17 protein-coding genes are annotated in these 24,612 nt (G+C 72.3%); 4 read left to right on the top strand and 13 right to left on the bottom strand.

Annotated features, from left to right (window positions below):
* Positions 1-2,619: a DNRLRE domain-containing protein gene (locus tag JIG36_RS33085; RefSeq protein ID WP_203380340.1), complete on the bottom strand. Its 2,619-nt coding sequence runs from the start codon at positions 2,617-2,619 to the stop codon at positions 1-3.
* Between the two features lie 261 nt (positions 2,620-2,880).
* Here JIG36_RS33085 and JIG36_RS33090 point away from each other — a divergent pair, with 261 nt between their 5' ends.
* Complete coding sequence (locus JIG36_RS33090) at positions 2,881-4,578, top strand: M20/M25/M40 family metallo-hydrolase (protein WP_203380341.1); 1,698 nt, start codon at positions 2,881-2,883, stop codon at positions 4,576-4,578.
* A gap of 32 nt (positions 4,579-4,610) precedes the next feature.
* Here the strand turns inward: JIG36_RS33090 and JIG36_RS33095 are convergent, their stop codons facing one another.
* The gene (locus tag JIG36_RS33095) at positions 4,611-5,201 is read right to left on the bottom strand and encodes a TetR/AcrR family transcriptional regulator (RefSeq protein ID WP_203380342.1); all 591 of its coding nucleotides are present in this window, start codon (positions 5,199-5,201) and stop codon (positions 4,611-4,613) included.
* Positions 5,202-5,344: 143 nt separating this feature from the next.
* Here JIG36_RS33095 and JIG36_RS33100 point away from each other — a divergent pair, with 143 nt between their 5' ends.
* Both JIG36_RS33100 and JIG36_RS33105 read left to right on the top strand, forming a co-directional pair.
* The gene (locus JIG36_RS33100; protein ID WP_203380343.1) at positions 5,345-7,489 is read left to right on the top strand and encodes an alpha/beta hydrolase; all 2,145 of its coding nucleotides are present in this window, start codon (positions 5,345-5,347) and stop codon (positions 7,487-7,489) included.
* Positions 7,490-7,518: 29 nt separating this feature from the next.
* Positions 7,519-8,574: an SAM-dependent methyltransferase gene (locus JIG36_RS33105; protein ID WP_203380344.1), complete on the top strand. Its 1,056-nt coding sequence runs from the start codon at positions 7,519-7,521 to the stop codon at positions 8,572-8,574.
* 32 nt (positions 8,575-8,606) lie between these two features.
* Here the strand turns inward: JIG36_RS33105 and JIG36_RS33110 are convergent, their stop codons facing one another.
* Positions 8,607-10,529, bottom strand: a complete 1,923-nt coding sequence (locus tag JIG36_RS33110; protein ID WP_203380345.1) for an acyl-CoA dehydrogenase family protein — start codon at positions 10,527-10,529, stop codon at positions 8,607-8,609.
* A 224-nt stretch (positions 10,530-10,753) separates the two neighbouring features.
* Between JIG36_RS33110 and JIG36_RS33115 the strand changes: the two genes are divergently transcribed.
* Positions 10,754-12,649: a condensation domain-containing protein gene (locus tag JIG36_RS33115; protein ID WP_203380346.1), complete on the top strand. Its 1,896-nt coding sequence runs from the start codon at positions 10,754-10,756 to the stop codon at positions 12,647-12,649.
* A gap of 43 nt (positions 12,650-12,692) precedes the next feature.
* Here JIG36_RS33115 and JIG36_RS33120 read toward each other — a convergent pair whose 3' ends face one another.
* From JIG36_RS33120 to JIG36_RS33165, 10 genes are all read right to left on the bottom strand, one after another.
* Positions 12,693-13,286 carry an LOG family protein gene (locus JIG36_RS33120; RefSeq protein WP_203380347.1) on the bottom strand — a complete coding sequence of 198 codons (594 nt, stop codon included), beginning with the start codon at positions 13,284-13,286 and terminating at the stop codon, positions 12,693-12,695.
* Between the two features lie 66 nt (positions 13,287-13,352).
* Positions 13,353-14,378 (bottom strand): Gfo/Idh/MocA family protein, encoded by a 1,026-nt coding sequence (locus JIG36_RS33125; RefSeq protein WP_203380348.1) that lies wholly within the window; start codon positions 14,376-14,378, stop codon positions 13,353-13,355.
* A gap of 24 nt (positions 14,379-14,402) precedes the next feature.
* Positions 14,403-15,251, bottom strand: coding sequence for an SDR family NAD(P)-dependent oxidoreductase (locus JIG36_RS33130; RefSeq protein WP_203380349.1), 849 nt, complete (start codon positions 15,249-15,251; stop codon positions 14,403-14,405).
* On the bottom strand, positions 15,248-15,868 hold the full coding sequence (locus tag JIG36_RS33135; protein ID WP_203380350.1) for a class I SAM-dependent methyltransferase: 621 nt from the start codon (positions 15,866-15,868) through the stop codon (positions 15,248-15,250). Before JIG36_RS33135 ends, JIG36_RS33130 begins: the two co-directional genes overlap by 4 nt.
* 10 nt (positions 15,869-15,878) lie before the next feature.
* On the bottom strand, positions 15,879-16,952 hold the full coding sequence (locus tag JIG36_RS33140) for an HAD-IIIC family phosphatase (protein ID WP_203380351.1): 1,074 nt from the start codon (positions 16,950-16,952) through the stop codon (positions 15,879-15,881).
* Complete coding sequence (locus JIG36_RS33145; protein ID WP_203380352.1) at positions 16,949-18,091, bottom strand: acyl-CoA dehydrogenase family protein; 1,143 nt, start codon at positions 18,089-18,091, stop codon at positions 16,949-16,951. Before JIG36_RS33145 ends, JIG36_RS33140 begins: the two co-directional genes overlap by 4 nt.
* Entirely contained in the window at positions 18,088-18,366 is a 279-nt protein-coding gene (locus tag JIG36_RS33150) for an acyl carrier protein (RefSeq protein WP_203380353.1), read from the bottom strand. The genes JIG36_RS33145 and JIG36_RS33150 overlap by 4 nt, the downstream gene beginning before the upstream one ends.
* Entirely contained in the window at positions 18,363-19,217 is an 855-nt protein-coding gene (locus JIG36_RS33155; protein WP_203380354.1) for a 3-hydroxyacyl-CoA dehydrogenase family protein, read from the bottom strand. The genes JIG36_RS33150 and JIG36_RS33155 overlap by 4 nt, the downstream gene beginning before the upstream one ends.
* Complete coding sequence (locus JIG36_RS33160) at positions 19,214-22,192, bottom strand: type I polyketide synthase (protein ID WP_203380355.1); 2,979 nt, start codon at positions 22,190-22,192, stop codon at positions 19,214-19,216. The genes JIG36_RS33155 and JIG36_RS33160 overlap by 4 nt, the downstream gene beginning before the upstream one ends.
* Entirely contained in the window at positions 22,189-24,612 is a 2,424-nt protein-coding gene (locus JIG36_RS33165) for a non-ribosomal peptide synthetase (RefSeq protein WP_203380356.1), read from the bottom strand. Before JIG36_RS33165 ends, JIG36_RS33160 begins: the two co-directional genes overlap by 4 nt.

Below are 24,612 nucleotides of genomic sequence, written 5' to 3' on the forward strand. Positions count from 1 at the left end.
TCACCGCACCGCCGTTCCGAAGGCCCCGGCGCCCGACCAGGTGGCCGTCACGCTCGGTGTTCCGGCCGCCACCCCGGCCCAGGAGTAGGCGGCGACCTCGCCCGTGCCGATCCGGGTCAGGTAGAGGCCGGTCGCGGAGGCCGCCATGAAGGTGCCGTCGTTCGCGTTGTCGCCCGGCCCGCCCCTGATCGGGACGGGACGACCGGTGCCGCCCGCCGGCCACATGAGCACGTATCCGGCGTCGGTCCCGCTCGTCAGGTCGTCGCCCGGCGCCCCCGCCACCAGCGTCTGGTCCGGTCCGCGGGACAGAGCGACCGTCTCGCCCAGGTAGTCGCCCTTGGCCGCGGCCGGGTGGTGCACCGACGCCACCAGCGTGGACGCGGTCGGCGTCAGCGAATAGGTGAACGCCATCCCGCTGTTCAGGACCCCCGACCACGACATGCCCGGCGCGCCGACGGCGAGGAGAGAATTCGTGGTGCCGCTGACCGGAACCAGGTCGATCGACTTGCCGAACGTCGAATCGGCCAGGGCTCCCTGGAGAGCAGAGCCCGCCTGCGTGACCGTGCTGCCGCTGACCACATGGGTGTACGCGGTCACCGCGCCCGCCCACGGTAGGCCCGAGTTCGCGCGGCCCGGTGAGCCGATCGCCAGGTGATGCGGCGAGACGGCCAACGAGAAGCCGGTCCGGTCGTCGGTTCCCGCTCCCGGCACCGTCGCGTTCGTCGAACCCAGCCGGTAGTGCACCAGGCCCGCGTCGACGACCGTGCCGGCGTCCTCGCCGGGTGCGCCGACCGCCAGAACCGGCTCCCCCGACGGCGTGTTGCCGGCCGCCACGGCGTAGCCGAACCAGTCCGACGCCTCCGGGTCGTCCGCGATCCCCGCGCTGCTCTGGTCGTACCAGATCCCCGACGACAGGCCGGCCGGCCCGCCGAAGAGCACCGCGACCCCACCCGCCTCGGCCGCCGACCCGACCGCCTCGAACGGCGCGCCGATCACCAGGTCGCTGCAGCCGTCCTGGTTCGCGTCGTACGTGGCCAGCGAGTACCCGAACTGGTCGCCCGCCTCGGCGGTGTCCGGCACCCCGCCCGCGCCTTGGCGCAGGATCTGCTGCGGGCTGCTGCCGGCGTAGTTGACCACGACCTGGCCGGCCTTGGCCTTGCCGTCCACGGTCGCCTCCGGGGCACCGATCGCCACGTCGGTCACGCCGTCGCCGTTGAAGTCGCTGTCCACGGCCACCCCGCCCGGGCAGCCGTCCACCGGTGCGTAGTGCAGGTAGTCGATGACCATCCGCGGGTTGTTGTTGAAGGTCTTGTACGACAGGCTGTCGGTCTCGCTCGGCGAGCGCAGCGCCACCGTCACGTTGGTCCAGCTGCCCTTCGCGGCACTCCGCACGAGGGAGGTCGAGTCGAACGTCAGCGACTGCGCCGGGCACGCCGACGAGAAGCCCCCGGCGGAGGTCCGGGACGCCAGGATCCCCTCCCAGGACGGCTGGTTGTTCCAGGTGTTCGCCGCGCCCGCGTAGCCGGTGGCCCACAGGTCGACCTGCTTCGGCACGCAGGTGGCCGAGGACGTCTCGGTGATGAGGAAGTTCGCCGACTTGATGTACTTGCCGGCGATCGGCGTATCACCGACGTTGAGGTCGAAGAACGAGCGGTATTTGTTGGTGCCGCCGTTGTTGGTGCCGACCGGGGCGTTGCCCGGCACGTTCATGAAGTTCGTGGCCGGGTTGCCGGAGTCGACCTTGACGTAGTTCGTGCGGGCGGCGCTGACCGCCGGGTCGATATAGACCGGGAACTCGGTCGCCGGGTCGGCCAGCATCGCCCGATCCGGCCGCACCAACAGCGCGGCCTGCGCCAGCGTGGTGCCCATGGATTCGACCCGTACGCCGTTCGCGTCCCACATCAGCGGCGTGTTTCCGGCCAGCCGCAGACGGCCCTTCGCGTCCTCGGCCCGCAGGTTGCCGGCCTTGTCCGCGCTCACGGTCAGCCCGTCCGACTCGACCGCGAACCGCAGGGCGGCCAGCCGGGAGTCGGCCGCGGCCTGCCGGTTCTTCACGACCAGCAGCTGGCTGTAGCCGTCCACATCGGCGGTCAGCCGCAGGTCCACGCCGGGCAGCACCTCGGCGTAGGTGGCGGTGTCGCCGTTCAGCACCGGGGCGGGCAGAGCGCCGACCGGGGAGCCGAGCCGCACCATGGCGCCGTCCGGGCCGACCTGGGCCATCGGGCCGGAGCCACCGCCCGAGAACACCACCGGGGTCGATGTGACGGCCGGGCGGACGGTGCCGTCCGCGGCCCGGCGCAGGTCGGTGTCGACCGGCACCCACCGGCCATCGCGCTTCACCCGTACGGGCCGGTAGCGGTGCTCCCACCGCATCGTGCCGTCGGGCAGCGCCCAGGCCTGGTCGAACTCGGTGGTCAGCTCGGCCACCGCGACCTCGCCCCGGCAGTTGCGCGCCGCGGCTCGGGCCGCCTCGTGAGCCGTGGGCGCGGCCGGGCAGGCAATCGGCGCCGCCGCGGACCGCGCCGGAGCCGGCGCCGTTCTCGACGGACCGGCCGGAACGGCCGCATAGGTCCCGATGAGCAGCAGCGCCAAGGCGCTTGCTTTGTCCAATTTGGACATACGTGGAACCCGCAAGGGCATCCTGAAGGGCGGCATCTCAGTTATCCCCCGCGCGAATGCAGACGCGATCGGGCGCGCCCGTCGGCGCGCCCGATCGTCATTTAGAAGATCATCATCATGGGTGACGTTCGATCTCTACGCCACCCCGCTCCACCCCAGCGCAGTGTGACGGGTACCACATCGCCACCGGCACGCGTGCTGAGAAATATAAGTATTTCGATATCTTGTGCGGGGGAGCCCGTTCTTGTTCTGCTACCCCTCATGAGACTCGGAACGGTGACGGCTGCTCTCGTCGCGGCAACGGTAGCGTTCAGCGCCCTGCCGGCGGCAGCCGCTCCTCTGGTAGCTGCCCCACCCGTCATCGATGTCGCCGACGTCAACGCGCACCTGCAACAGCTGCAGAACTTCGCGAGCAGCAACGGCGGCAACCGCGCCACCGGCACCGCGGGCCACACCGCGACGACGACCTATCTGCAGCAGAAGCTGCAAGCGGCGGGCTTCACCGTCACCGCGCAGACCTGCACCACCTGCAGCGGCGGCTCGGCGAAGAACATCATCGCCGACTGGCCGGGCGGCGACACCGCCAACACCTACATGTTCGGCGCCCACTCGGACGGCGTGTCGGCCGGCCCCGGCATCAACGACGACGGTTCCGGCACGGCCACGCTGCTGGAAGCCGCGCTCCAGCTGGCCGCGGCCAACCCGACCATGACCAACCACGTACGGTTCGGCTGGTGGGCCGGCGAGGAACAGGGCCTGATCGGCTCCAAGTTCTACGTCAACTCCCTGACCACGGCCCAGAAGAGCGCGATCAAGGCGTACGGCACGTTCGACATGGTCGCCTCCACCAACGGCGGCTACTTCGTCACCGGCACCGACGCCATCGCCGTGAAGCTGCGCGAATACTTCACGTCGATCAACGTACCCACCGAGACGTCGACGGAGTGCTGCAGCGACGACGGCTCGTTCCGCAACGCCGGCATCCCGTCCTCGATCAACTCCACCGGCGCCAGCTTCACCAAGACCAGCGCCCAGGTGACCAAGTGGGGCGGCACGGCCGGGCAGCCGTACGACCCCTGCTACCACCGGGCGTGCGACACGTACCCCTCGAACATCAACAGCACGTCCCTGGGCCGCTGGGCCAACGCCGAGCTGTACGCCGTCTGGGCCCTGACCACAGGCAGTACGCCGGCCAACGACTTCTCGGTGTCGCTGGCTCCCGGCACGGCCACGGTGACTCCCGGCTCCTCGACCACGGCCACGGTCAACACAGCCACCACGTCGGGCAGCGCCCAAACCGTCACGCTGTCGAGCTCCGGCGCCCCGGCTGGTGTCTCGGTGAGCTTCAGCCCCGCGTCGGTCACGTCCGGCGGCTCGTCGACCATGACCGTCGCCACCACCACGGCCGCGGCCCCCGGTTCGTACACCATCACCGTGACCGGCGCCGGTTCCGCGAGCCACAGTGCCTCGTACGCGCTGACCGTCGCCGGAACCGGCGCCTGCACCAGCCCCGGGCAGAAGCTGGGAAATCCCGGCTTCGAAACCGCGACCGCCCCCTGGACCGCCTCCTCCGGCGTGATCGCCGCCAACACCGGTGAGGGCTCCCCCCGTTCCGGCACCAGGAGCGCATGGCTGAACGGCTACGGCTCCACCCGAACCGAAACCCTGTCCCAGTCGGTGACCCCGCCCGCCGGGTGCAGCAGCTACACGCTGTCCTTCTACCTGAAGATCAGCACAGCCGAGACAACCACCACCACCCAGTACGACAAACTGACCGTGCAGGCCGGCTCCACCACGCTGCAGGTCTTCTCGAACCTCAACGCCGGCGCCTACACGCTGCGCTCGTACAACTTGGCCGCTTTCGCCGGCCAGACCGTGACCATCAAATTCACCGGCGTCGAGGACTCCTCCCTGAAGACCTCCTTCGTCATCGACGACACCGCCCTCACCGTCACCTGACCGCGATCGGCCGGGCCGGGTGAACCTTGGACTCAGGCCCGGTCGGCCTCCTCGATGTGCCGGATCAGGGTCACCAGGCTGCGCAGCGCGGCGCGTACCCGCCGGGCCCAGGTCTCGTCGCCGAGCAGGATCAGCGCCTCGCCACCGAGGAAGGACATGCCGATCAGGGCGGCGGCGTCCTCCGCGGTGAGCGGGCCCAGCCGCGCTCTGGTGCTGCCCGCCACGTCCTCCAGCACCGTCTGCCAGCTCTGCAGCAGCCCCAGGATCTGCTGAGCGACCTGGGTGTCGGACCAGCCCGCCGCGATCATCTCCTGCAGGACCCGGACGTACCCCGAGGCGATGTCGTCGTCCAGGAAGTCGCACGCCTGCTCGTACCGCTTCCACAGTGGCGCGTCGATCGCGTACATCCGCTGCTGCCGCCCGATCAGGTGACTGTTCTCGCGGTCGAGCAGAGCCAGCACCAGCCCCTGTTTGCCGCCGAAGTGGTAGTGGATCTGGCTGAGCGGCACGCCCGCCGCGTCGGCGACCTTGCGGGTGGACAGCTTCGCGTACCCCTCGGCGAGCAGGCAGCCGCGCGCCGCCTCGAGGATCTGGACCGGGGTGTCGGCGGTGCGTTCGGTCAACGTGTCAGGTTCCCGTCTGGAGCGCGCTACGTCTTGTCGGTCGGTCGACCGAATGTTAGCTTACCCAAGTCGGTCGGTCGACCGACCGAGAGCGCGATTCCCCGGCGCGCGAGGCTCGAACAGCCGAAGCGGAAGGGTGTGACATGCGAGCACGGGAGGCGGACAGCGAGGGCTTCATCGAGCACGGCCAGGTGAAGATCCATTACGAGGTGCACGGCGACGGCGGGCCCACCATCCTGCTGATGCCGAGCTGGACGATCGTCGACGCGCAGACCTGGAAGATGCAGATTCCCTACCTGGCCCGGCATCACCGGGTGGTGGTGTACGACGGACCGGGCAACGGGCACTCCGATCGACCGCTGCGGCCGGAGGCCTACCACCACACCACCCAGGTCGAGTACGCACTGCGCGTGCTGGACGCGACCGGCACCGATCGAGCGGTCGTGTGTGCCCTGTCGATGGCCGCCCGGTGGGCCCTCGAACTCGCCGCCGAGCATCCCGATCGGGTGCTGGGCATCGTCTCGATCGCCGGAGCGGTGCCGCTGCACGAAGCCGGGGACGGCGACGACAGCAAAGCGAAGTTTCTGGCTCCGGCCCCCGTCCTGCCGCGCTCGGCCGTGCCTGAACTCGGTCAGGACCCGCCGGCACATTGGGCGAAATGGAATCGGCAGTACTGGCTCGACCACTACGAGGACTTCGCCACCTTCTTCTTCGGACAGTGCTTCTCCGAGCCGTTCTCCACCAAGGCGATCGAGGACGGCGTCCGGTGGGCCGGTGGGACCACGCCCCAGGTGCTGCTGACCGAGGCCGGCTCACCTCCGCCCAGCCCGGCCGACATCAAGGACTGGAGCGCCCGGCTGCGGTGTCCCGTGCTGCACCTGCACGGCAGCGACGACCGGATCGTCCCGGTGCGGGTCGGCGAGGAACTGGCCGAGATCACCGGCGGGCGGCTGGTCGTGCTGGAGGGGGCCGGACATGTGCCGGTCGCCGGCGACCCGGTGCGCTGCAACGTGCTCATCCACGAGTTCGCCGAAGGCCTGCGACCGCCGCGCCCGCTCCGGGAGAGCTGGAGCCGGTGGACCAACCGGCCGCGGCGGGTGCTCTATCTCAGTTCGCCGATCGGGCTCGGTCACGCCCGCCGCGACCTGGCGATCGTCCGGGAGCTACGACGGCAGGTGCCGGACGTGCGGATCGACTGGCTCACCCAGCACCCGGTCAGCCAGGCCCTCAAGCGGGCCGGCGAGCGGGTGCACCCGGCCGGCCGGTGGCTGGCCAGCGAGTCGGCGCACATCGAGAGCGAAGCGGCCGAGCACGACCTGCACTGTTTCCAGGCGCTGCGCCGGATGGACGAGATTCTGGTCGCCAACTTCATGGTCTTCCGTGACGTCGTGCGCGAGGAGGCGTACGACCTGGTCGTCGGCGACGAGGCCTGGGAGGTGGATCATTTCCTCTACGAGAATCCGGATCTCAAGCGTTTCCCGTACGCCTGGATGACCGATTTTGTGGGTCACCTGCCGATGCCGGACGGTGGCCGCCGGGAAGCGCTGCTCACAGCCGACTACAACGCCGAGATGCTCGAGCACGTGGCACGATTCCCCCGGTTGCGGGACCGGGCGATCTTCGTCGGCGACCCGCAGGACATCGTGCCCGACCGGTTCGGGGCCGACCTGCCGCACATCAGCGACTGGACGCGGGCCCACTTCAGCTTCTCCGGATATGTCACCGGGTTCGACCCGACGCCGTACGCCGACCGCGCCGCCCTGCGTGAGCGGCTCGGCTACCGCCCCGACGAGCAGGTGTGCGTGGTGACCGTGGGCGGTTCGGGCGTCGGCGGACACCTGCTGCGCCGCGTGCTCGACGCGTACCCGGCCATCGCCCGGCGGACGCCGGGTCTGCGCATGGTGGTGGTCGCCGGGCCGCGCATCGACCCCGCGTCCCTGCCCGCCATGCCGGGGCTCGAGGTGCACGGCTACGTGCCGGACCTGCAGCAGCACCTGGCCGCCGCCGACCTCGCGATCGTTCAGGGCGGACTCACCACCTGCATGGAGCTGACCGCCACCCGGCGGCCGTTCATCTACATCCCGTTACGCCATCACTACGAACAGAACTTCCATGTGGCGCACCGATTGCGCCGCTACGGGGCCGGACGCCGGCTCGACTACGCCGACCTCACCCCGGATCACCTGGCCGAGGTCGTCGCGGCCGAGATCGGCACCACCCCGGCCTACGAACCAGTCGCCGCCGACGGCGCCGCGCGCGCCGCGAGCCTGCTGGCCGAACTGTTGTGAACCCACCCATCCACTGTGCGAGGTTTTTGATGAACCCGGAACTGATCGAACAGAACGTGAACCGCCTGCTCGGCGCCATGGTCGGCGCGGCCACTACGGCCATGGTGGCGGTCGGTGACCAGCTCGGGCTGTACCGGGCCCTGGCCGACGGTGGGCCGGCCACGCCCGCGGAACTGGCCGGCCGCACCGGCACAACCCCCCGATACGTGAAAGAGTGGTTGTCCCAGCAGACCGCGGCCGGTTTTGTCACCTACGCCGCGCTCGACGGGCGGTACACGCTGCCCGCCGAGGCCGCCGCGGTGCTCGCCGTCGACGCCTCGCCCGCCTTCCTGGCCGGCGGCGCCACCATCACCCGTGGCTGGTTCGCCGGCATCGACCAGCTCACCGAGGCGTTCCGCACCGGCCGGGGCATTCCCTGGGACCAGCAGAACCCGGCGGTCTTCGAAGGCACGGAACGGTTCTTCCGCCCCGGCTACGCCGCCAACCTCACCACCGAATGGATCCCGGCGCTGCCTGGGGTCGCCGAACGGCTCGCCGCCGGCGGGCGGGTCGCCGACGTCGGCTGCGGCCACGGCGCGGCCGCCATCCTGCTGGCCCGCGCCTACCCGCAGGCGAGCATCCACGGCTACGACTTCCACGACCGCTCCATCGAGGTCGCTCGGCAGCGGGCCGCCGAGGCCGGCCTCGCCGACCGGATCCGTTTCGAGACGCTGGACGCGACCAGCTACCCGACCGACGGCTTCGACCTGATCTGCCTGCTGGACACCCTGCACGATCTGGGCGACCCGGCCGCCGCGCTGGCTCACGCCCGCAAGGCGCTGACCGCCGACGGCACGGTCCTGGTCGTGGAGCCGCACGCGGCCGACGACTACGTCACCAACCTCGCCGCCCCGCTGGCCGCGCTCAGCTACGCCGCCTCCACCTTTCAGTGCACGCCGGCCGCCCTGGCCCAGCCCGGCGGCGTGGCACTGGGCGCCCAGGCCGGCCCGGCCGTGGTGCACCAACTGGCCACCGAGGCCGGCTTCAGCCGCTTCCGTCAGGTGACCGGGAACCCGGTCAACATCGTCCTCGAACTCCGTCCATGACCACGTGACGAGCCGGTCCAAGGCGCCCGTCCTCAGGGCCGGGCGCCCGGCTTGTCCGGTGGGATGCGGCGACGGACGTCCTCGGCCGTGGACGGACCCGGCTCCCAGGCAGTGACCCACGGCCGATCGTCCTCGCGCGGCGCGACGATGCCCTCCTCCAGGAACCCGTAGCGGCCGTCGAGGACGCGCCGGGCCGCCCGCACGTCGATGGCGTCGTTGTTCGCCCAGAGGGCGGCGAACAGCGCGTCGATCCGCAGCCGGGCCTGTCGGCAGAACAGGTCGGCCAGCTCCACACCCTCGGGCCGTCGCTCCTGTTCGGCCCGGGCCCGCACGCACGCGGCGGACATCGCGTACAGCTCAGCCCCGATGTCGACCACCCGGCCGAGGAAGCCCTGCTTGTGCTCCAGCTTTCCCTGCCAGCGCGACATCGCATAGAACGTGGACCGGGCCAGCTTGCGCGAGGCGCGCTCGACGAAGCGCAGATGACCCGCGAGAAGCCCGAATTCGCCGTACGCCGAGGGTGCCTGACCACGGCCGACCGCGAGCGCCGGCAGCCACTTGGCATAGAACGCGCCCGCCCGGGCCCCGGCCCGGGCCTTGCGGCCGAGCCCGGCCTCCGGCTCGATGATGTCGCCGGCCACCGAGAGGTGCGCGTCGACCGCCTCGCGGGCGATGAGCAGGTGCATGATCTCGGTCGAGCCCTCGAAGATCCGGTTGATCCGCAGATCGCGCAGGAGCTGCTCGGCCTCGGCCCCGCGCTCGCCCCGGGCGGCCAGCGAGTCGGCCGTCTCATAGCCACGGCCGCCGCGGATCTGGATCAGCTCGTCGGCCGCCTGCCACGCCATCTCGCTGGCGAACAGCTTGACCAGGGCGGCCTCGATCCGGATGTCGTTGCGGTCGTCGTCGGCGATCGCGCAGCTCAGGTCGAGCATCGACTCCATGGCATAGGTGGTCGCGGCGATGAACGCGATCTTGCTCGCCACCGCCTCGTGCCGGCCCACCGGGCGGCCCCACTGCACCCGCTCGGCCGCCCATTCGCGGGCGATCACCAGCGCCCGCTTGCTGGCGCCGACGCACATCGCGGGCAGCGACAGCCGGCCGGTGTTCAGTGTGGTCAGCGCGATCCGCAGACCCTTGCCGAGCCCGCCCACGACGTTGCCTTCGGGCACGAAGACGTCGTGGAACCGGGTCACGCTGTTCTCCAGCCCGCGCAGGCCCAGGAACGCGTTGCGCCGCTCCACGGTGATGCCCGGCGCATCGCCCTCGACGACGAAGGCGGTGATGCCCTGGCCGGGCACCCGGGCCATCACGACCAGCAGCGTGGCGACCGTGCCGTTGGTGGCCCAGAGCTTCACCCCGTTGAGCCGGAACCCGCCCTCGACCGGCTCGGCCACCGTGGCCAGGCGGGCCGGGTCGGATCCGACGTCGGGTTCGGTCAGCAGGAACGCCGAGACCTCGCCGGCCGCGAGCCGGGGCAGGAACTCCTTCTTCTGCTCGGGCGTCCCAAAGATCTTCAGCGGCTGCGGCACCCCGATCGACTGGTGCGCGGACAGCAGCGCCCCCGCGGCCGGGCTGACCGAGCCGATCATCGTCAGCGCCTTGCAGTACTGCAGGTTGGACAGGCCGAGCCCGCCGTACTCCCGGTCGATCTTCATGCCGAAGGCGCCGAGGCGGGCCAGGCCGTGGAAGACCTCGTCCGGGATGCGGGCCTCGCGCTCGATGCGGGCGCCGTCCACCTCGGAGCTGAGGTATTTCTCGAGCTCGGTGAGGAACTTGGCGGCCGCGGGCGCCGGCTCGGTCACCGGCCACGGATCGATCAGATCGAGCCGGAACCGGCCCAGGAACAACTCCTTGCCGAAGCTGGGCTTACGCCACTCGGTCTCGCGGGCGGCCTCGGCGACCTGCCGTGCCTGCTTCTCCGAGACTTGGGACTGTGCTGGCTGCGCTGCCGTCACGGCTACTCCCCCGGGTCTGGGCTCGCCGCCACGTTACCGACCAGTGTTACCTCCCGGTAGCAGCCTGTCGCATGCCGCGATTTCCTCCACACCGTCCGGCCCGCCACCGCCGGGAAGTTGCTGCATGGCGTCAACCTGCCAGAGGCAGTCCGTTGTCCCGGTCCGGAGCCGGTGTGAGGCTCCACCCATCGACGACGGGAGGACGGTCAGTGGTGGGAAGACCGGTGGAGCGGGTAGGTCCACTCGGCGGAGGCCAGCAGTGGGAGTGGTGGAAGCTGGTAATCGACTACCTCGAGAACGTGGTCGTCGAGTTCGTCCCCGAGGAGCCCCTGGACCTCCCGGAGGCCAGGCGCAGGGTCGAAGACCTGTTCACCCGGCACGAGGCTCTGCGGACGACGTTCGCCCTCGATGACGGCGGGACGCCGGTCCAGGTCGTGCACGCCCCGGGGCCGGTCACGATCGAGGTGTACGGCCCGGCGGAGGCCCCCACCGCGGGCGAGCTCGCCGCCACGCCGTTCACCCTGGAGAGCACAAACTTCACCCGGATGGTCGCGGTGCTCGACGACACGGGCGTACGGCGTTTGTTGCTGGTCGTGAACCACGCGCTGTTCGACGGGGCGAGCACGGTGATCGTGCGGGACGAGCTGCGCGACGGCGGCGGGGGTGTGCCGGCGCGGCAGGCCGTGGACGCGGCCGAGGCCGAGCAGCAGTGGCTGGCGACGGAGGCGAGCCGGTCGACGTTCGAGTTCTGGCGGGAGGCGGTACGGCTGCTGCCCAACCGGCTGTTCGTCCCGGCCGAGGAGGACGTCTACCGGCACAACCGCACGTACTACTCCTCCGATCTGCTCGCCCCGGCGCTGATCCTGGCGGCGCGTCAGCTCTCGACGACGCCGGCCGTGGTGTACTCGGCCGCCGCGCACGCCTTGCTGGCCGCCCTGTCGGATTCGACGAGCACCGCGGTCTGGGAGCATTTCGCCGGGCGCGGCGTGCCGGACCGGCAGACAGTGGGCTGCTTCCACCGCATGCTGCCGATCGTGCTCGACCTGTCCGACCAGCCGCCGTTCTCCGAGATCGTCGCCCGCCTCAAGAGCCGGACGCCAACGGCGCAGAGCCGTTACCGGGTGGGCTATCTGGGCCTGCGGGAGATCATGACCGCCGAGGAGGTCCGCCGCGGGGTGTCGTTCGGCGAGGGTACGGCGGTCAACTTCTTCCACACGGCGGATCTGAGCGCCCTGCAGCAGCGCACGGATGACGAGCTGTGGGATCTGCTGTACGCCGGTGGGCCGACCGCGTGGCGCCCCGATCAGGAGCTCTTCACCGTCCCGGACCGCCGGGGTGGGGAGGCCTATCTGATGGCGGCCACCCACGGCACGACGATGGAGATGTACGCGAGCGTCAACTCCGCTGTGCTGGGGCCGCGGGAGGTGCGTGTGCTGCTCGCCGGTCCGGAGCGGATCCTGCGGCGGCTGCTGCTCGACGGCGATGTTCCGCTGAGCGACATCGCCGCCGACATCGCGGCCGGTATCGCGGCGGAGCTGCCCGCCCCCGGCCCGCGGGTGACGCCACCGGGGGTACGGCGTGGTGTCGACCTGGTGGTGCCCGAGCGGGTCTCCGCCGTGCTGGCCGAGCATCCGGCGGTCGAGTCCGCTCACACCTGCGTGGTCGACGGTCGACTTGTCTCGTACGTCGTGGCACCCGACGGCGCCCGGGTGCAGGAGCTGCGCGACCACGTGCTGGGGGCCGTCCGCGCCAGCATCGCGGTGGTGTGCCCCGACCGCATTCTGCTCTGCCCGCGGGCCCCGCACGACCCGGCCGACCCGGCGCAGTGGGCCGCGGCCGCCGGCAGCGATGCCGGGGATTCTCAGGAGGGCGCTCCCAGCGCGACGGCCCACGCTGCCAGGGCCGCGCTCGCCGCGGCTGTGCGGGAGGAGATCGATGCCGGGCTGGAGCAGAACTTCGTCACCGCCGGCGGTTCGCTGCTGCGCGTCCCGGCCGTGCTGGAGCGGCTCGACCGGGCCGGCTTCGCGGGCCTGACCGCGACCGACTTCACCCGCCCGCTGCGGCTCGCCGGGCTGGCCGGCGAGCTGGCGGCGGCGAACCCGGAACGGATCCCGGCCTGACACCATGCCGCCGGCGCCCGGTTGAGCCGGGCGCCGGCGGTGTTCACACCGATCCGGCGACGGTGGTCAGCGCCAGCGGGTCGCCGGCCCCGAGCAGGCGTGCCACGGCATCGCCGGGATCCGTGGTGACCTCGACCATGGCCCGGTCGACCGGGCTGATGAACCCCTCGGCGAGCAGGTGGTCCAGCAGCAGGACAAGCGGCTGGAAAAATCCGCCGCCGTCCACCAGCACCACGGGTTTGCGGTGGATGCCGAGCTGATTCCAGGTCAGCACCTCCATCAGCTCGTCCAGTGTCCCGAGGCCACCGGGCAGGATCGCGAAGCCGTCGGCCAGGTCGTACATCGCCGCTTTCCGGTCGTGCATGGTCTCCACCACCACGACCTCGCCGGTGTGCAGATCCGGCCGCTCACGTTCGTAGAGCAGGGCCGGGATGACGCCGGTGACGGGTGCTCCGGCCGCACGGGCGCCGGCCGCGACCGCTCCCATCACACCCACTTCGCCGGCGCCGTAGACGAGCGCGGCGCCGGCCCGGCCGAGGGCCTCGCCGAACGTGTACGCCTCGTCGAGGTACCGGCGGCCGACGCCGGGGCGCGCCCCGCAGAACACGGCAATCGACGTCGTCGGTCTTTCGGGCACAGCGTCTCCTCGTGAAAGTCCAGGGGTGTCCCGGTGCCGGAACGCATGTTCCGGCACCGGGGCGGATCACCGGCCGGGAAGGGCCTTGTCGTACAGCGACAGCACCGTTGCGAGCGTGCCGACGGCGTCGTCCGCGGACGTCAACATGGGCGTTCCCCCGGCGACGGCCCGGCCGAAGTCCGCGATCTGGCGGCGGTGCGAGACGCCGTAGTACGCGACGCCGGGCGGCTCCTCGGCGAGGGAGTCGGCGCGATGCTTCTGCGCTGCCTGCACCAGGGCGTCCGGTCCGTCGCACCCGAGCAGCCGGCCCGGATGGTCGAGGTCGAACGCGACCGAGCCCCGCTGCCCGACGACGTCGATGCGGGTCTTCCAGGCCACCGGGCTCGCGACGGTCACGGACAGGGTCACCGGCGCGTCGCCCGCGGCGAGCAGCCCGCTGATCGTCTCCTCGGTCTCGATCACCCCCGCGAGGGCGTGCGTGGTGGCCGCCGCGGCCTGCACGGTCAGATCCCCGCAGATCCAGCGCACCGCGTCCAGGCAGTGGTAGCCCTGGTTGATGAGCGCCGATCCGCCCTCACCGGCCCAGGTCCCGCGCCAGTAGCTGTCCCGGTAGTACTCCGGCGCTCGATGCGCCTGCAGGGCCGCCGACACCGACACCAGGTCACCGAGCAGGCCGGCGCGGAACCATTCGCGGACCGCCAGCACCACCGGGTCGTACCGGTGCTGCGCCACCACCGACAGGACCAGCCCCCGAGCCCGGGCCAGGGCGACGAGCTCCCGGGCCTCGGCGACGTCCAGGCAGATGGGCTTCTCCACCAGGACGTGCTTCCCGGCATTCAGGGCCGAGCGGACGACGGCCGCGTGCTGGGCGTGGTCCACGGCCACCGAGACCGAGGTGATCGTCTCGTCGGCCAGCACGTCGGCGAGGTCCCGGGTCCAGCGGGGGATCCCGTGTTCCTTGGCGAAGACCTCCACCGCGGCGTCCCGGTCGCACGCGACCTCGACGGCCCAGCCCGGCACCTGCCCGAAGCCGTCGGCGTGGTTGGGGGCGACCCGGCCGCACCCGATGATGGCGTGGCGATACGTCGTCATGCCGCTCTCCGATCCCGTGCGCGCCTACAGGTAGCCATAGCTGAGCCAGCCTCCATCGACGACGAGTGTCTGCCCGGTGATGTAGGCGGCCTCGTCCGAGGCCAGGAAGAGGACGGCGCCGGTGACGTCCTCCGGCCGCCCGCGCCGGCCCATCGGGATCCGCCGGACGATCTCGTCCTCGTCCAGCGAACCGGCGGCGATCGCGGGATGGGGCGTCTCGATCCGGATCATGCCGGGGGCGACCGCGTTCACGCGGACTCCCCGCGACGCCCATTCGACCCCGAGCACCCGGGTCAGCTGGAGGACCGCGCCCTTGCTGGCCGCGTACGCCGCCCGTTGCGGGAAGGCGGTGAACGACAGCAGGGACGCGAAGTTCACGATCCGCCCGTGGTTCTGCTCGAGCATGGTCCGGCCGAACTCCTGGCACATCAGCAGCGTCCCGAGCGCGTTGGTGTCGAACAGCTCGCGGGCGTCCGCCTCGTCGGTGGACTCGGACGGCCCCATGCTGAAGACGCCCGCGCAGTTGACCAGGATGTCGGGCGGCCCCCAGCGGTCCGCCGCCGCGCGGACCGTGGCCCGCACCTGCGCGGCCGACGACACGTCGCAGGTCAGCGACACCGCGTCGGCGCCGGCGGCGCGCAGCTCGGCCGCCACCCGGTCGACCTGCGCGGTGGTGCGGCTGGCCACCGCGACCCGGGCGCCTTCCCGGGCGAACGCCAGGGCCACCGCCCGCCCGATGCCCCGCCCGCCGCCGCTGACCACGACGGTCCGGCCGGTGAACCGCTGGACCGGCGCCGGGCCGGGGTCCGCGGCCACCTCGTCCGACGCATCGGGCCAGTGCAGCGGAAGCAGCGGCCCGGTGACGGCGCTCACCTGCGGCGGAAGACGCCGAGCCAGTGCCACTGGTCCGGGCGTTTCTCGGTCGGCAGGTTGCGGAACCGGCGCAGCTCCTCGACGGAGAACAGCGGCGTCAGCGACTCCAGCAGGTCGTCGGAGGTCAGGCGGATCGGGCCCGAGCCGGGGGTCATCCGGTCGGAGAAGCCGACGAGGACGAACAGGCCGCCCGGCTTGAGGAGGCGGGCCACCTCGGCCGCGTACTGGGAGCGGGCCTCCGGCCGGACGTTGTGATAGACGAACGAGTCGTGCACGACGTCCGCGGAGTCGTCGGGCAGCGGCACGTCGAGGATGTCGCCCTCGACAAAGGTGGCGTCGGTGCCGTAGAAGCCGGTCAGGATGCGCGCCTTACGGAGCGCGTCGGCCGACTGGTCCACGCCGATGACGTGCATGCCGTGCCGGGCCAGGAAGTTGGCGTGCACACCCGGGCCGCAGGCCAGGTCGACAACGCGGGAGCCGCGGGCCAGGGTGCCGTCGATGACGAGGCCCTGCAGCGCGGGGCTCACGGAGGTCGTGACCCACGAGATGTCGGACAGTTCGGAGTTCTCGTACAGCGGGGCGAAGCCGTTCACCCAGCGGTCGACAAATGCTTCCATGACGCTCCAATCAGGAGGGTGAGAGGTGCGGGATGATGCGGTAGGGACGGCAGTCGACGTCCACGTAGTCGGGGAAATCGCGGGCGGCGGTGCCGGAGAGGGTGAGCCGGCGGACGGGCCCGCTCGCGGAACCCGATTCACTGAAACCGGCCAGCCGGTAGACCATGTACATCGGGCGGTTGACGTCGTTGGGCAGGAAGTCCGCGGTCAGGGCGAGCCCGGCCGCGTCGGCCGTGTGCATCAGGTGGGTGAGGACGGCGCCGCCGATGTTGCGGCCCATGACCCGGCAGGACATCAGCAGCAGCCGGATCCGCCACTCCCCCGGGTGCAGGCCGAGCAGAGCCACGCCGATGGTGCCGTAGGAGCCGAAGCGGTCCGTGAGCGACATCGTCAGCAGGGTCTGGTCCGGCGCGCCGAGCAGCTCCCGGAGGTCCTCGGCGGCGAAGGTCAGGCCGGTGGTGTTGAGCTGATGGGTGCGCTGGGTCAGCTCGGCGGCCCGGTCCAGGTCGGCCGGGGTGGCCGGGGCGATCGTCAGCGACATGCCGAGCGAGCGCAGGAACTCCGTACGCGGGCCTTCGAATGATTCCTCGTGCCGGCGTCGCTGCTCGTCGCGCCGGTACAGCACCCGGCGGTTGCGGGCATCGGCGGTGGCCGGCGGGTTCAGCTCGGGACGCTCGGCCAGACCGGCCAGGTCGGCGCTGTCCACGCAGCGGATCTGCGGGTGCACGTCGGCCACTTCGGCCCGCTCGAACGGCGAGTCGTCGACGAACATCAGCGTGTCCACGTTGATGTTGAGCTGGTCGGCCACGGCCCGCACGAGCTCGGATTTCGGGCTCCACGAGACCTGCGGATACAGGAAATACTCGTCGAGCCCGAACTGCCGCAGCCGCTCCAGGGCGTTGGCCGGTTCGTTCTTGCTCGCGACGGACTGCAGGATGCCGCGGGCGTCGAGGGTCCGGATGAGATCGGCGACCCCGTGGCGCAGAGTCGCCGCTCCGCCTTCCGCGAGCACACCGTCCCAGACCGTGTCGTCCAGGTCCCACACCACGCACTTGACCAGATCCGCGGGTACCGGCGGGGTCATCGGTCGTCCTCCTTCTCGTCGTCCCGGTCCGTCGCCCGGCGGTGCCGGAACCGGGCGAGTGCCTGTTCGGCGACGAGGTGCTGGAGCAGCTGTGTGCTGCCCTCGATCACCTCCATCACCCGGGCGTCGCCGACCAGCCGGTCCACGGCGCTGCCGGCGACCAGGCCCTCCGCACCGTGCAGCTGGGCCGCGACCGTGGCCGCGGTGGTCGCGGCCCGGGAGGCGGCCAGCTTGGCGGTGAGCACCTCGCCGGTGGCCCACTCGTCGTCGCGGTCGAGGGCCTCGGCCGCGCGCTCGCAGAGCAGCCCGGCGCCCTCGGTCGCCACCACCGCGTCGCTGAGCAGCCCGCGGACGAGCTGCAACCGGTGCAGGGGGGCACCGAATTGGTGCCGGTCGACCGCCCGGGCCAGCGCGGCGTCGCAGGCCGCCTCGGCGACACCCCAGGCTCCGTACGCGACGCTGAGACGCCCCAGCGTCAGCGCCGGCCCGGCGATCATCGTCAGGGCGGTGCCGGGCCGGGCCAGCAGCCGGCCGGCCGGCACCATGCAGTCGCGCAGTTCCAGCTCGGCCGGCATGGCGTCGCGCAGGCCGCTCATCGGCGGTCCCGGGTGCACGTGGACACCGGGATCGTCGCGGCGTAGGAGGATGGCGACGTCCTTGCCGTCCGCTTGCGCGAAGACCAGGAAGACGTCGGCGTGCGCCCCGAACGTGATCCACTTCTTGCGGCCGTTGAGCACCCAGCCGTCGCCGGTGTCGCGGGCGGTGGTGGTGATCGTCCGGATGTCGCTGCCGGCCTCCTGCTCGCTCAGCGCGAAGGCGGCGATCAGCTCACCGCGGGCGAGCTCCGGCAGCAGAGCCTGCAGCTCGGGGCGCGACGACCGGGTGAGCGCATGACAGACCATGCCGTGGACCGTCATGAGGCTCTGCAACGACGCCGAGCGTGCGGCCACGACGCGGTGCAGCTGCCCGTACCGGGCATGGGTCAGGGCCGCGCCGCCGTGCTCGGCCGGGACCATGGCCCCGAGCGCGCCGGTGGCGGCGAGGCGGGCGACCAGGTCCGGGCCGACCGCGCCGGGAGCCGTCAGATCCCCGGCCGCCGTCAGCAGGCGCGCCACAGCCGGGGCCGTTGTCGCGCTCATCCCGCTCGCTTCCGCGCGACGAACGCCACCACCTGGGCGACGCTGTCGAAGTTGGCGAGGTCCAGGTCCTCGTCGAGGACCTCGATGGCGAACCGCTTCTGCAGGAAGGCGATCAGGGCCACCGCGGCCAGCGAGTCGAGCAGCCCGCTGGAGATCAGGCGTTCCCGCTCCAGCAGGGTGACGTCGTCGACGTAACGGGCCAGGTAGCGGGACACCTCGGCGCCCACGATGTCGTCGCTGGATTCGGTGATGGCGGCGTCGGCCGATGTGCTCATGCGGGTTCCTCGTCGGAGTAGCGGTAGAAGCCTTGACCGGACTTGCGGCCGAGATGACCGTCGGCGACCATGCGCCGCAGGCGGGCCGACGGGGTGAACCGGTCCGGTCCGTGGTGCTCGGCCAGGACGTCCAAAGTGCGGACGATCGTGTCGACGCCGATGACGTCGGCGGTGCGCAGCGGGCCGGTGCGGTGCCCGAGGCAGCCCCGGAACAGCCGGTCGACCTGCTGCGGGGTGGCGACGTCGTCGTCGAGCAGGGCGGCGGCCTCGTTGACGAACATCATCAGGCAGCGGTTGATGACGAAGCCGGCGACGTCGCCGACGACGACCGCGCTCTTGTCGAGGGCGCCGATCAGGTCGTGCATCCGGTCGAGGGCCCAGTCCGCGGTGTACGGGCTGCGGATCACCTCCACCATCTCGGACAGCGCCACCGGGTTCATGAAGTGCGAGCCGAGGACCCGTTCCGGGTGCTCGGTGGCCAGTGCGAGGCCCGAGATCGGGACGGCCGAGGTGTTCACCGCGACGACGGTGTCCGCCGCCAGAACCGCGTCGAGCTCGCGATGGACCTTCTCCTTGGCCGCCGGGTCCTCGGTGATGTTCTCCACGACGATCCGGCAGCCGGCCAGGGCGGCCGTCGACGACGCGTAGGTGAGCTGACCGGGCGGCGTCTGCGGAGCGCCCCGGCGCAGGCGGGTGAGCCGGTCCGCCGCCGCGACGGCGTCGGCCGCGGACCGCAGCGCCGCCGGGTCGGTGTCGAGCAGGACGGTGTCGAAGCCCCGGCCGACCAGCGCCTGCGCCAGGCTGGCGCCCATCACGCCCGCGCCGACCACACCGACGGAGTACCCGTTCACGATTTTCCTCCCAGATCGATCTGCCATTGCCGGACCCGGCGGGTCATTCCGGCCAGCGTCGACTCCTCGAACACCGCGACCGCCGGCACGTGGACGCCGAGCTGGTCCTCGATGCCGAGGATCAGTTGCACGCTCATCAGCGAGTCACCGCCGAGCGCGAAGAAGTCGTCCCGGCCGTTGAGGTCGTCGACGCCCAGCACGAGCGTCCACACCTGGGCCAACTGGGCCTGCAAGCCGTCCCCGTCCTCGTCGGCGGTGTCCGGTGGCGGCGGCGCGGCCTTCGGGACCTCCGGGACGGTGCCGGGCAGCACCGGCATCGGTGCGGCGGCCGGTGCGACGCCGTCGGCCACAAAGATCCGCCGTACGTCAGTGGCCGTCGGCGGCAGGCTCACCGCGGCCGCTCGCTCACGGCCGCCGAGCGCCGTCCAGTCGGGAGCGCCCCCGGCCTGCCACACCGCGCCGAGTGCGCCGGCGAACACCGCATCGTCCGCGACGGTCTGGTAGTTCCGCCGGACGGTCGGCACGACCGGGCAGCCACCCAGATCGGCCCGGGCCTGAGAAGCCAGCGTGAGCAACTGCCCGGGGCCGATCTCCAGCAGGACGTCACAGCGCTGCGCGACGGTGCGCAACGCCCGGCCGAACTGCACCGGGGTGGTGAGCTGCCGGCTCCAGTACCGCGGCGAGGTGACGTCGCCGGCCCAGTCGCCGGTCACGTTCTCGACCATCGGGACGGCCGGAGGGCGCAGGCTCATCCCGCCGAGCAGCTCGGCCAGTTCGTCGCCGGCGGCCCGCAGCAGCGGTGTGTGGTAGGCGTGCCGGATGGGCATCAACCGGCTTTCCAGGCCACGCCCGGAGAGTTTTTCGGCGACGGCGCGTACGGCGTCGCGCTCGCCGGCCAGCACGGTGCTGCGCGGTGAGTTGACCGCGGCCACCCAGACGCCCTCGCCCAGCAGGTCGGTGACCCGTTCGGCCGGCAGGTTCGTCGCCAGCATGGCGCCCTCGGGCTGCGCGGCGACCAACTGGGCCCGCCGGACCACCACGCGCAGCGCGTCCCGGTCGTCGAAGACCCCGGCCACCGTGGCGGCGGCCAGTTCGCCGAGGCTGTGGCCGGTGACCGCGGCCGGGCGGACACCCAGCCGCTCCATCGACCGGGCGATCGCCAGTTGGACGGACATGAGCACGGCGTGCGAGGCGACCGGGTCGTACACGCCGGCGCCGCCGGGGTCCGGGCGGCTCAGCAGCCGGCGCAGGTCGACTCCGCCGCCCGCGACCACCGGCTCGGCCTCGCGGACGGGCTCGAGGAGGGGGCGCAGGTCCCGTCCGACGAGCGAGGAGCAGGTGTCGAGGTTGGCGTCGAGCAGATCCGCGAACCCGGGGACGGCGTCGCGCAGGCCCTGGCCCATGCCGGGGTACTGGTCGCCGACGCCGGGGAACACGAAGCCGACGGCTCCGGCGCCCGACTCGAGCGCGGCCGCGTTCCCGGCGAGATGCTCGGCGAGCGTGGCCGCGGTGCCTCCCACCGCCACCCGCCGGTAGCGGCGGTGGCGCCGCCCGAGCTGGGAAGCCCGGGCCGCGTCGACCGCCGGAACCTCCGACGACCGCAGCGTCCGGGACCAGGCCTGCGCCGTACGGTCCGCTGCCGCCGCCGACCCGGCCGAGATCAGCACCACGTGTGCCCGTTCCGAGGTGGGCGACGGGACGGGCCGGTCCGGCGGTTGTTCGACGATGACGTGGACGTTGGTCCCGCCCAGCCCGAAGGCGCTGACCCCGGCCCGGCGCGGGCCGGTCGCGGTCCACTCCTCGTCCCGGCGGGCGAGCCGCAGGCCGGTGTCGCCGCGCCGGACGAAGTCGGCCGGCACCCCCACGTTGAGGGTGGGCGGGATCCGGCCGTGGCGGACGCTGAACACGGCGCGGACCAGCCCGGCGAGGCCGGATGCCTCGCGCAGGTGGCCGAGCGACGACTTCACCGATCCGACCACGGTGGACGGCGATTTGCCGAAGACCGCGCTGAGCGCCGACCACTCCGTCGCATCCCCCAGCGGAGTGCCGGATCCGTGCGCCTCGACGGCGCCGATCATCTCCGCCTCGAGCTCCGCGAACAACAGCGCGTCCCGCAGGACCCGCTCCTGGGCGTCCGCGCTGACCGACGCGTAGCCGGTCTTGGCGCCGTCGTTGTTGGCGGCCGAGCCCCGGATGACCGCGTAGATCCGGTCGCCGTCGGCCTCGGCGTCGGCCAGACGCTTGAGGACGAGACCGACCGCACCGTCGCCGGCCACCGCACCGCCGGCCCGGGCGGAGAACGGCCGGCACACGCCGTCGGGCGATCCGATGCCGCCCGGCAGGTACAGATAGCCGTGCACGTGCGGCATGCGGACCGCGGCCGCGGCCGCGATCGCGATGTCCGTCTCGTAGCCGGCCAGGCTGCGGGCCGCCTGGTGGACCGCGAGCAGACCGGTCGAGCAGGCCGTCTGCACGGTCACCGCGGGCCCGCCGAGGCCGAGGCGGAACGCCGTCTTGGTGGCGGCGTGGTCCTTCTCGTTGCCGATCTCCAGGACCAGTTCGTTCGGTTCCTCGCCCCGGGCGGCGAGGACACCGCGGACGAGCTCCTCGTGGCGGCTGCGCCCCACCCCGGCGAACACGCCCGTTGTGGGCAGGGCGCCCGCCGGCAGGCAGGCGTCCTCGAGCGCCTCGTGCACGACGGTCAGCAGGAGCCGGTGCTGCGGATCGGTGACGAGCGCGTCCTTCGGCGCCATCCCGAAGAACGCCGGGTCGAAGTCGCACGCCCCGGCGATCGTCCCGGACGCGCCGATCCACCTCGGGTCGTCCAGCAGCCGGTCGTCGACGATGCCCCGCAGGGCGCCGGCGTCGGCCCGGGTGATCCGGTCGAGCCCGGCGCGCAGGTTCGCCCAGTAGGTGCCGAGGTCGGGCGCGCCAGGCAGGCGCCCGGCCATGCCGATGATGGCGACGTCGCTCATCGCAGGCTCTCTTCCGGTGTTGCCGCGGCCCGGAGCCCGGCGCGGCGGTTGGCCTCGGCGCGGGCCTGGCGGGTCCGGTCGGCGCGCCCGGCCGTGGGCGGCGGCACGTCCGGCCGGACACCGTCGAGCAGGTCGGCCTGCTGCCGGATCGTCGTGCGGCGCATCAGGTCGGCGATCCCGGGGGCGTCGCCGAACTCGTCCTGGATCGCGGCGCGCAGCAGGATCACCCGCAGCGAATCCCCGCCCAGGTCCACAAAGGTGTCGTCGATGCCCGTCTCGTCGGCGTGCAGGACCCGCCGCCAGAGGGCGGAGAGCCGGGCCTGGGTCGGCGTCTGCGGCGCGACGGGCGGCGGCAGGTCGGCGGACCGTTCGCGGCCGGGCGGCTGGAGCGAGGCCCGGTCCACCTTGCCGCTGGGCAGCACCGGCAGGCGCGGCAGACGGACGAAGTGTCTCGGCACCATCGCGGCCGGCAGCCGCTCGGCCAGGAACTCGCGCAGGCTCCGGTTGTCGGGTTCGGGTTCGCCCGCGACGAGGAAGGCGACCAGGACCGCTCCCTGCTGCGGATCCGGATAGCCGGCCACGGCCACGGCCTGTACGCCGGCGTGCTCCCGCAGGCGGTGTTCGACTTCGGTGGGCTCCACCCGATGACCTCGGACCTTGACTTGGAGGTCGCGCCGGCCCCGGTATTCGAGGGCGCCGTCGGCCCGGTGCCGGGCCAGATCGCCGGTGCGGAACAGCAGCGGGGCCTGCGGGTCGCCGAACGGGTTCGGGACGAAGCGCTCGGCGGTGCGGGCCGGGTCGCCGAGGTATCCGGTGGCCAGACCCGGGCCGCCGACCAGCATCTCGCCGTCCAGGCCCGGGGGCACCAGCCGGTCACGTTCGTCGCACAGGTACACCCGCATGTCGATCGGACGGCCGATCACGGTGGATTCGCCCGCCGGTTCGGCGAGCGGGCCGCCGCGGTGCGCGACGTAGTCGGCCTCGGTCAAGGTGTACGTGTTGTGGACCCCGTACCCGTGGGCGCGGACCGCCGCCTCGAGGTCCGGTGGCAGCGCCTCGCCGCCGACGAAGATGTGCCGCAGGTGTGGCAGGTCGTCGATCCCGCCGTCGGCGGCCAGGGCCCGCAGCATCGACGGGACCACGCTGATCACGGAGATCCGCTCGTCCCTCAGCACGGCCCGCAGATAGTCGTCGTCGCGCTCGCCGCCGGGCCGGGCGATGACGGCCGTGCCGCCGGTGGCCAGCGGCCAGAACAGTTCGCGGGCGCTGATCGGCAGCTTCAGCAGGTGCCGGTCGTCCGGCCCGAGGTGGTACATGCCCTGTTCCAGGAAGACCCGGGACACGTGCAGGCGGTGGGATCGCAGGACGCCCTTGGGCACGCCGGTCGACCCGGAGGTGAACAGCACGTACGCCGGGTCCTCCGGGCCCACGACCACGTCCGGGGCGGTCCGGGCCTCGATGCTCGCCGGGTCCCAGCCGGACGGCACCGCCACCTCCGGCAGGTCGGTGACCGGGATCCGGGCGCCGGCGGCCCGGACGACCAGCCGCGGACGGCCGACCTCGAGGAACTGTCGCAGCCGCGGTTCCGGCAGGTCGGGGTCGAGGTGGAGGAACACGCCGCCGGCCTTCAGCACGGCCAGCAGCGCGGTGAACAGGCCGAGCGAACGCTCGCCGCCGACCGCGACCACGTCCGAGGGGCGGAGCCCGGCGGCGACGAGCTGGTGCGCGAGGACGTTCGACACCTCGTTGAGCTCGCGGTAGGACAGCGCCTCGTCACCGCTCGCCAACGCGCAGGCGTCCGGTGTCTTCCAGGCCTGCAGCTCGACAAGCTGGTGCAGGGTGACCGGCGGGTAGACCGGCAGCAGGCGCGGTGTTCCGCCGTTGAGCCGGGTCTCCTCCTCGGTCAGGACGGTGACGAGCGAGAGCGGGCGGTCACCGTGGCCGGGCAGTTCGGCCAGCAGCCGGCGCAGGTGCCCGACCATCCGCGCCACCGACTGCTCGCCGAAGACGGCCGGGCGCAGGCGCACCTCGACGGTCGTCTCGCCGGCGATCCACACCAGGTCGCCCGCGGGTGTGGGGGTGTCGGAGTCGGTGACCAGGACGACCGGCCGATCGCCCGGCGGCTCGGTGTCCGCGGCGTCCGGTGCGCCGGTCACCGCGCTCAGCAGCGCCGGCCAGGCCGGGTCCGACCCGGCGAGCAGGGCCACGGCGGCCCCGGCCTCGCCGCAGCCCGGCGCCGCGACCAGGCGCATCGCCGCGCCGTAGCGGTCGAGGAGCACCGCGACCAGTGCACAGAGCACCTGGGACGGGGGCACGCCGGGGTGCGCGGCGCACCACTCGGCGAAACCGTCGAGCGTCCAGACGTGACCGGGCTCCGGTGGCCGTGCGTCCGCCGAGGTCCGGCTGGGCAGGTCGAACAT

Origin of the sequence: Paractinoplanes ovalisporus (genome assembly GCF_016834655.1) — a bacterium.
GTDB lineage: Bacteria > Actinomycetota > Actinomycetes > Mycobacteriales > Micromonosporaceae > Actinoplanes > Actinoplanes ovalisporus.

Coding starts and splice junctions, on each gene's coding strand:
- JIG36_RS33135 (WP_203380350.1), bottom strand. CDS start 15,868: ATGGAAGCATTTGTCGACCGCTGGGTGAACGGCTTCGCCCCGCTGTAC.
- JIG36_RS33150 (WP_203380353.1), bottom strand. CDS start 18,366: ATGAGCACATCGGCCGACGCCGCCATCACCGAATCCAGCGACGACATC.
- JIG36_RS33140 (WP_203380351.1), bottom strand. CDS start 16,952: ATGACCCCGCCGGTACCCGCGGATCTGGTCAAGTGCGTGGTGTGGGAC.
- JIG36_RS33090 (WP_203380341.1), top strand. CDS start 2,881: ATGAGACTCGGAACGGTGACGGCTGCTCTCGTCGCGGCAACGGTAGCG.
- JIG36_RS33160 (WP_203380355.1), bottom strand. CDS start 22,192: ATGAGCGACGTCGCCATCATCGGCATGGCCGGGCGCCTGCCTGGCGCG.
- JIG36_RS33165 (WP_203380356.1), bottom strand. CDS start 24,612: ATGTTCGACCTGCCCAGCCGGACCTCGGCGGACGCACGGCCACCGGAG.
- JIG36_RS33100 (WP_203380343.1), top strand. CDS start 5,345: ATGCGAGCACGGGAGGCGGACAGCGAGGGCTTCATCGAGCACGGCCAG.
- JIG36_RS33085 (WP_203380340.1), bottom strand. CDS start 2,619: ATGTCCAAATTGGACAAAGCAAGCGCCTTGGCGCTGCTGCTCATCGGG.
- JIG36_RS33105 (WP_203380344.1), top strand. CDS start 7,519: ATGAACCCGGAACTGATCGAACAGAACGTGAACCGCCTGCTCGGCGCC.
- JIG36_RS33145 (WP_203380352.1), bottom strand. CDS start 18,091: ATGAGCGCGACAACGGCCCCGGCTGTGGCGCGCCTGCTGACGGCGGCC.
- JIG36_RS33125 (WP_203380348.1), bottom strand. CDS start 14,378: ATGACGACGTATCGCCACGCCATCATCGGGTGCGGCCGGGTCGCCCCC.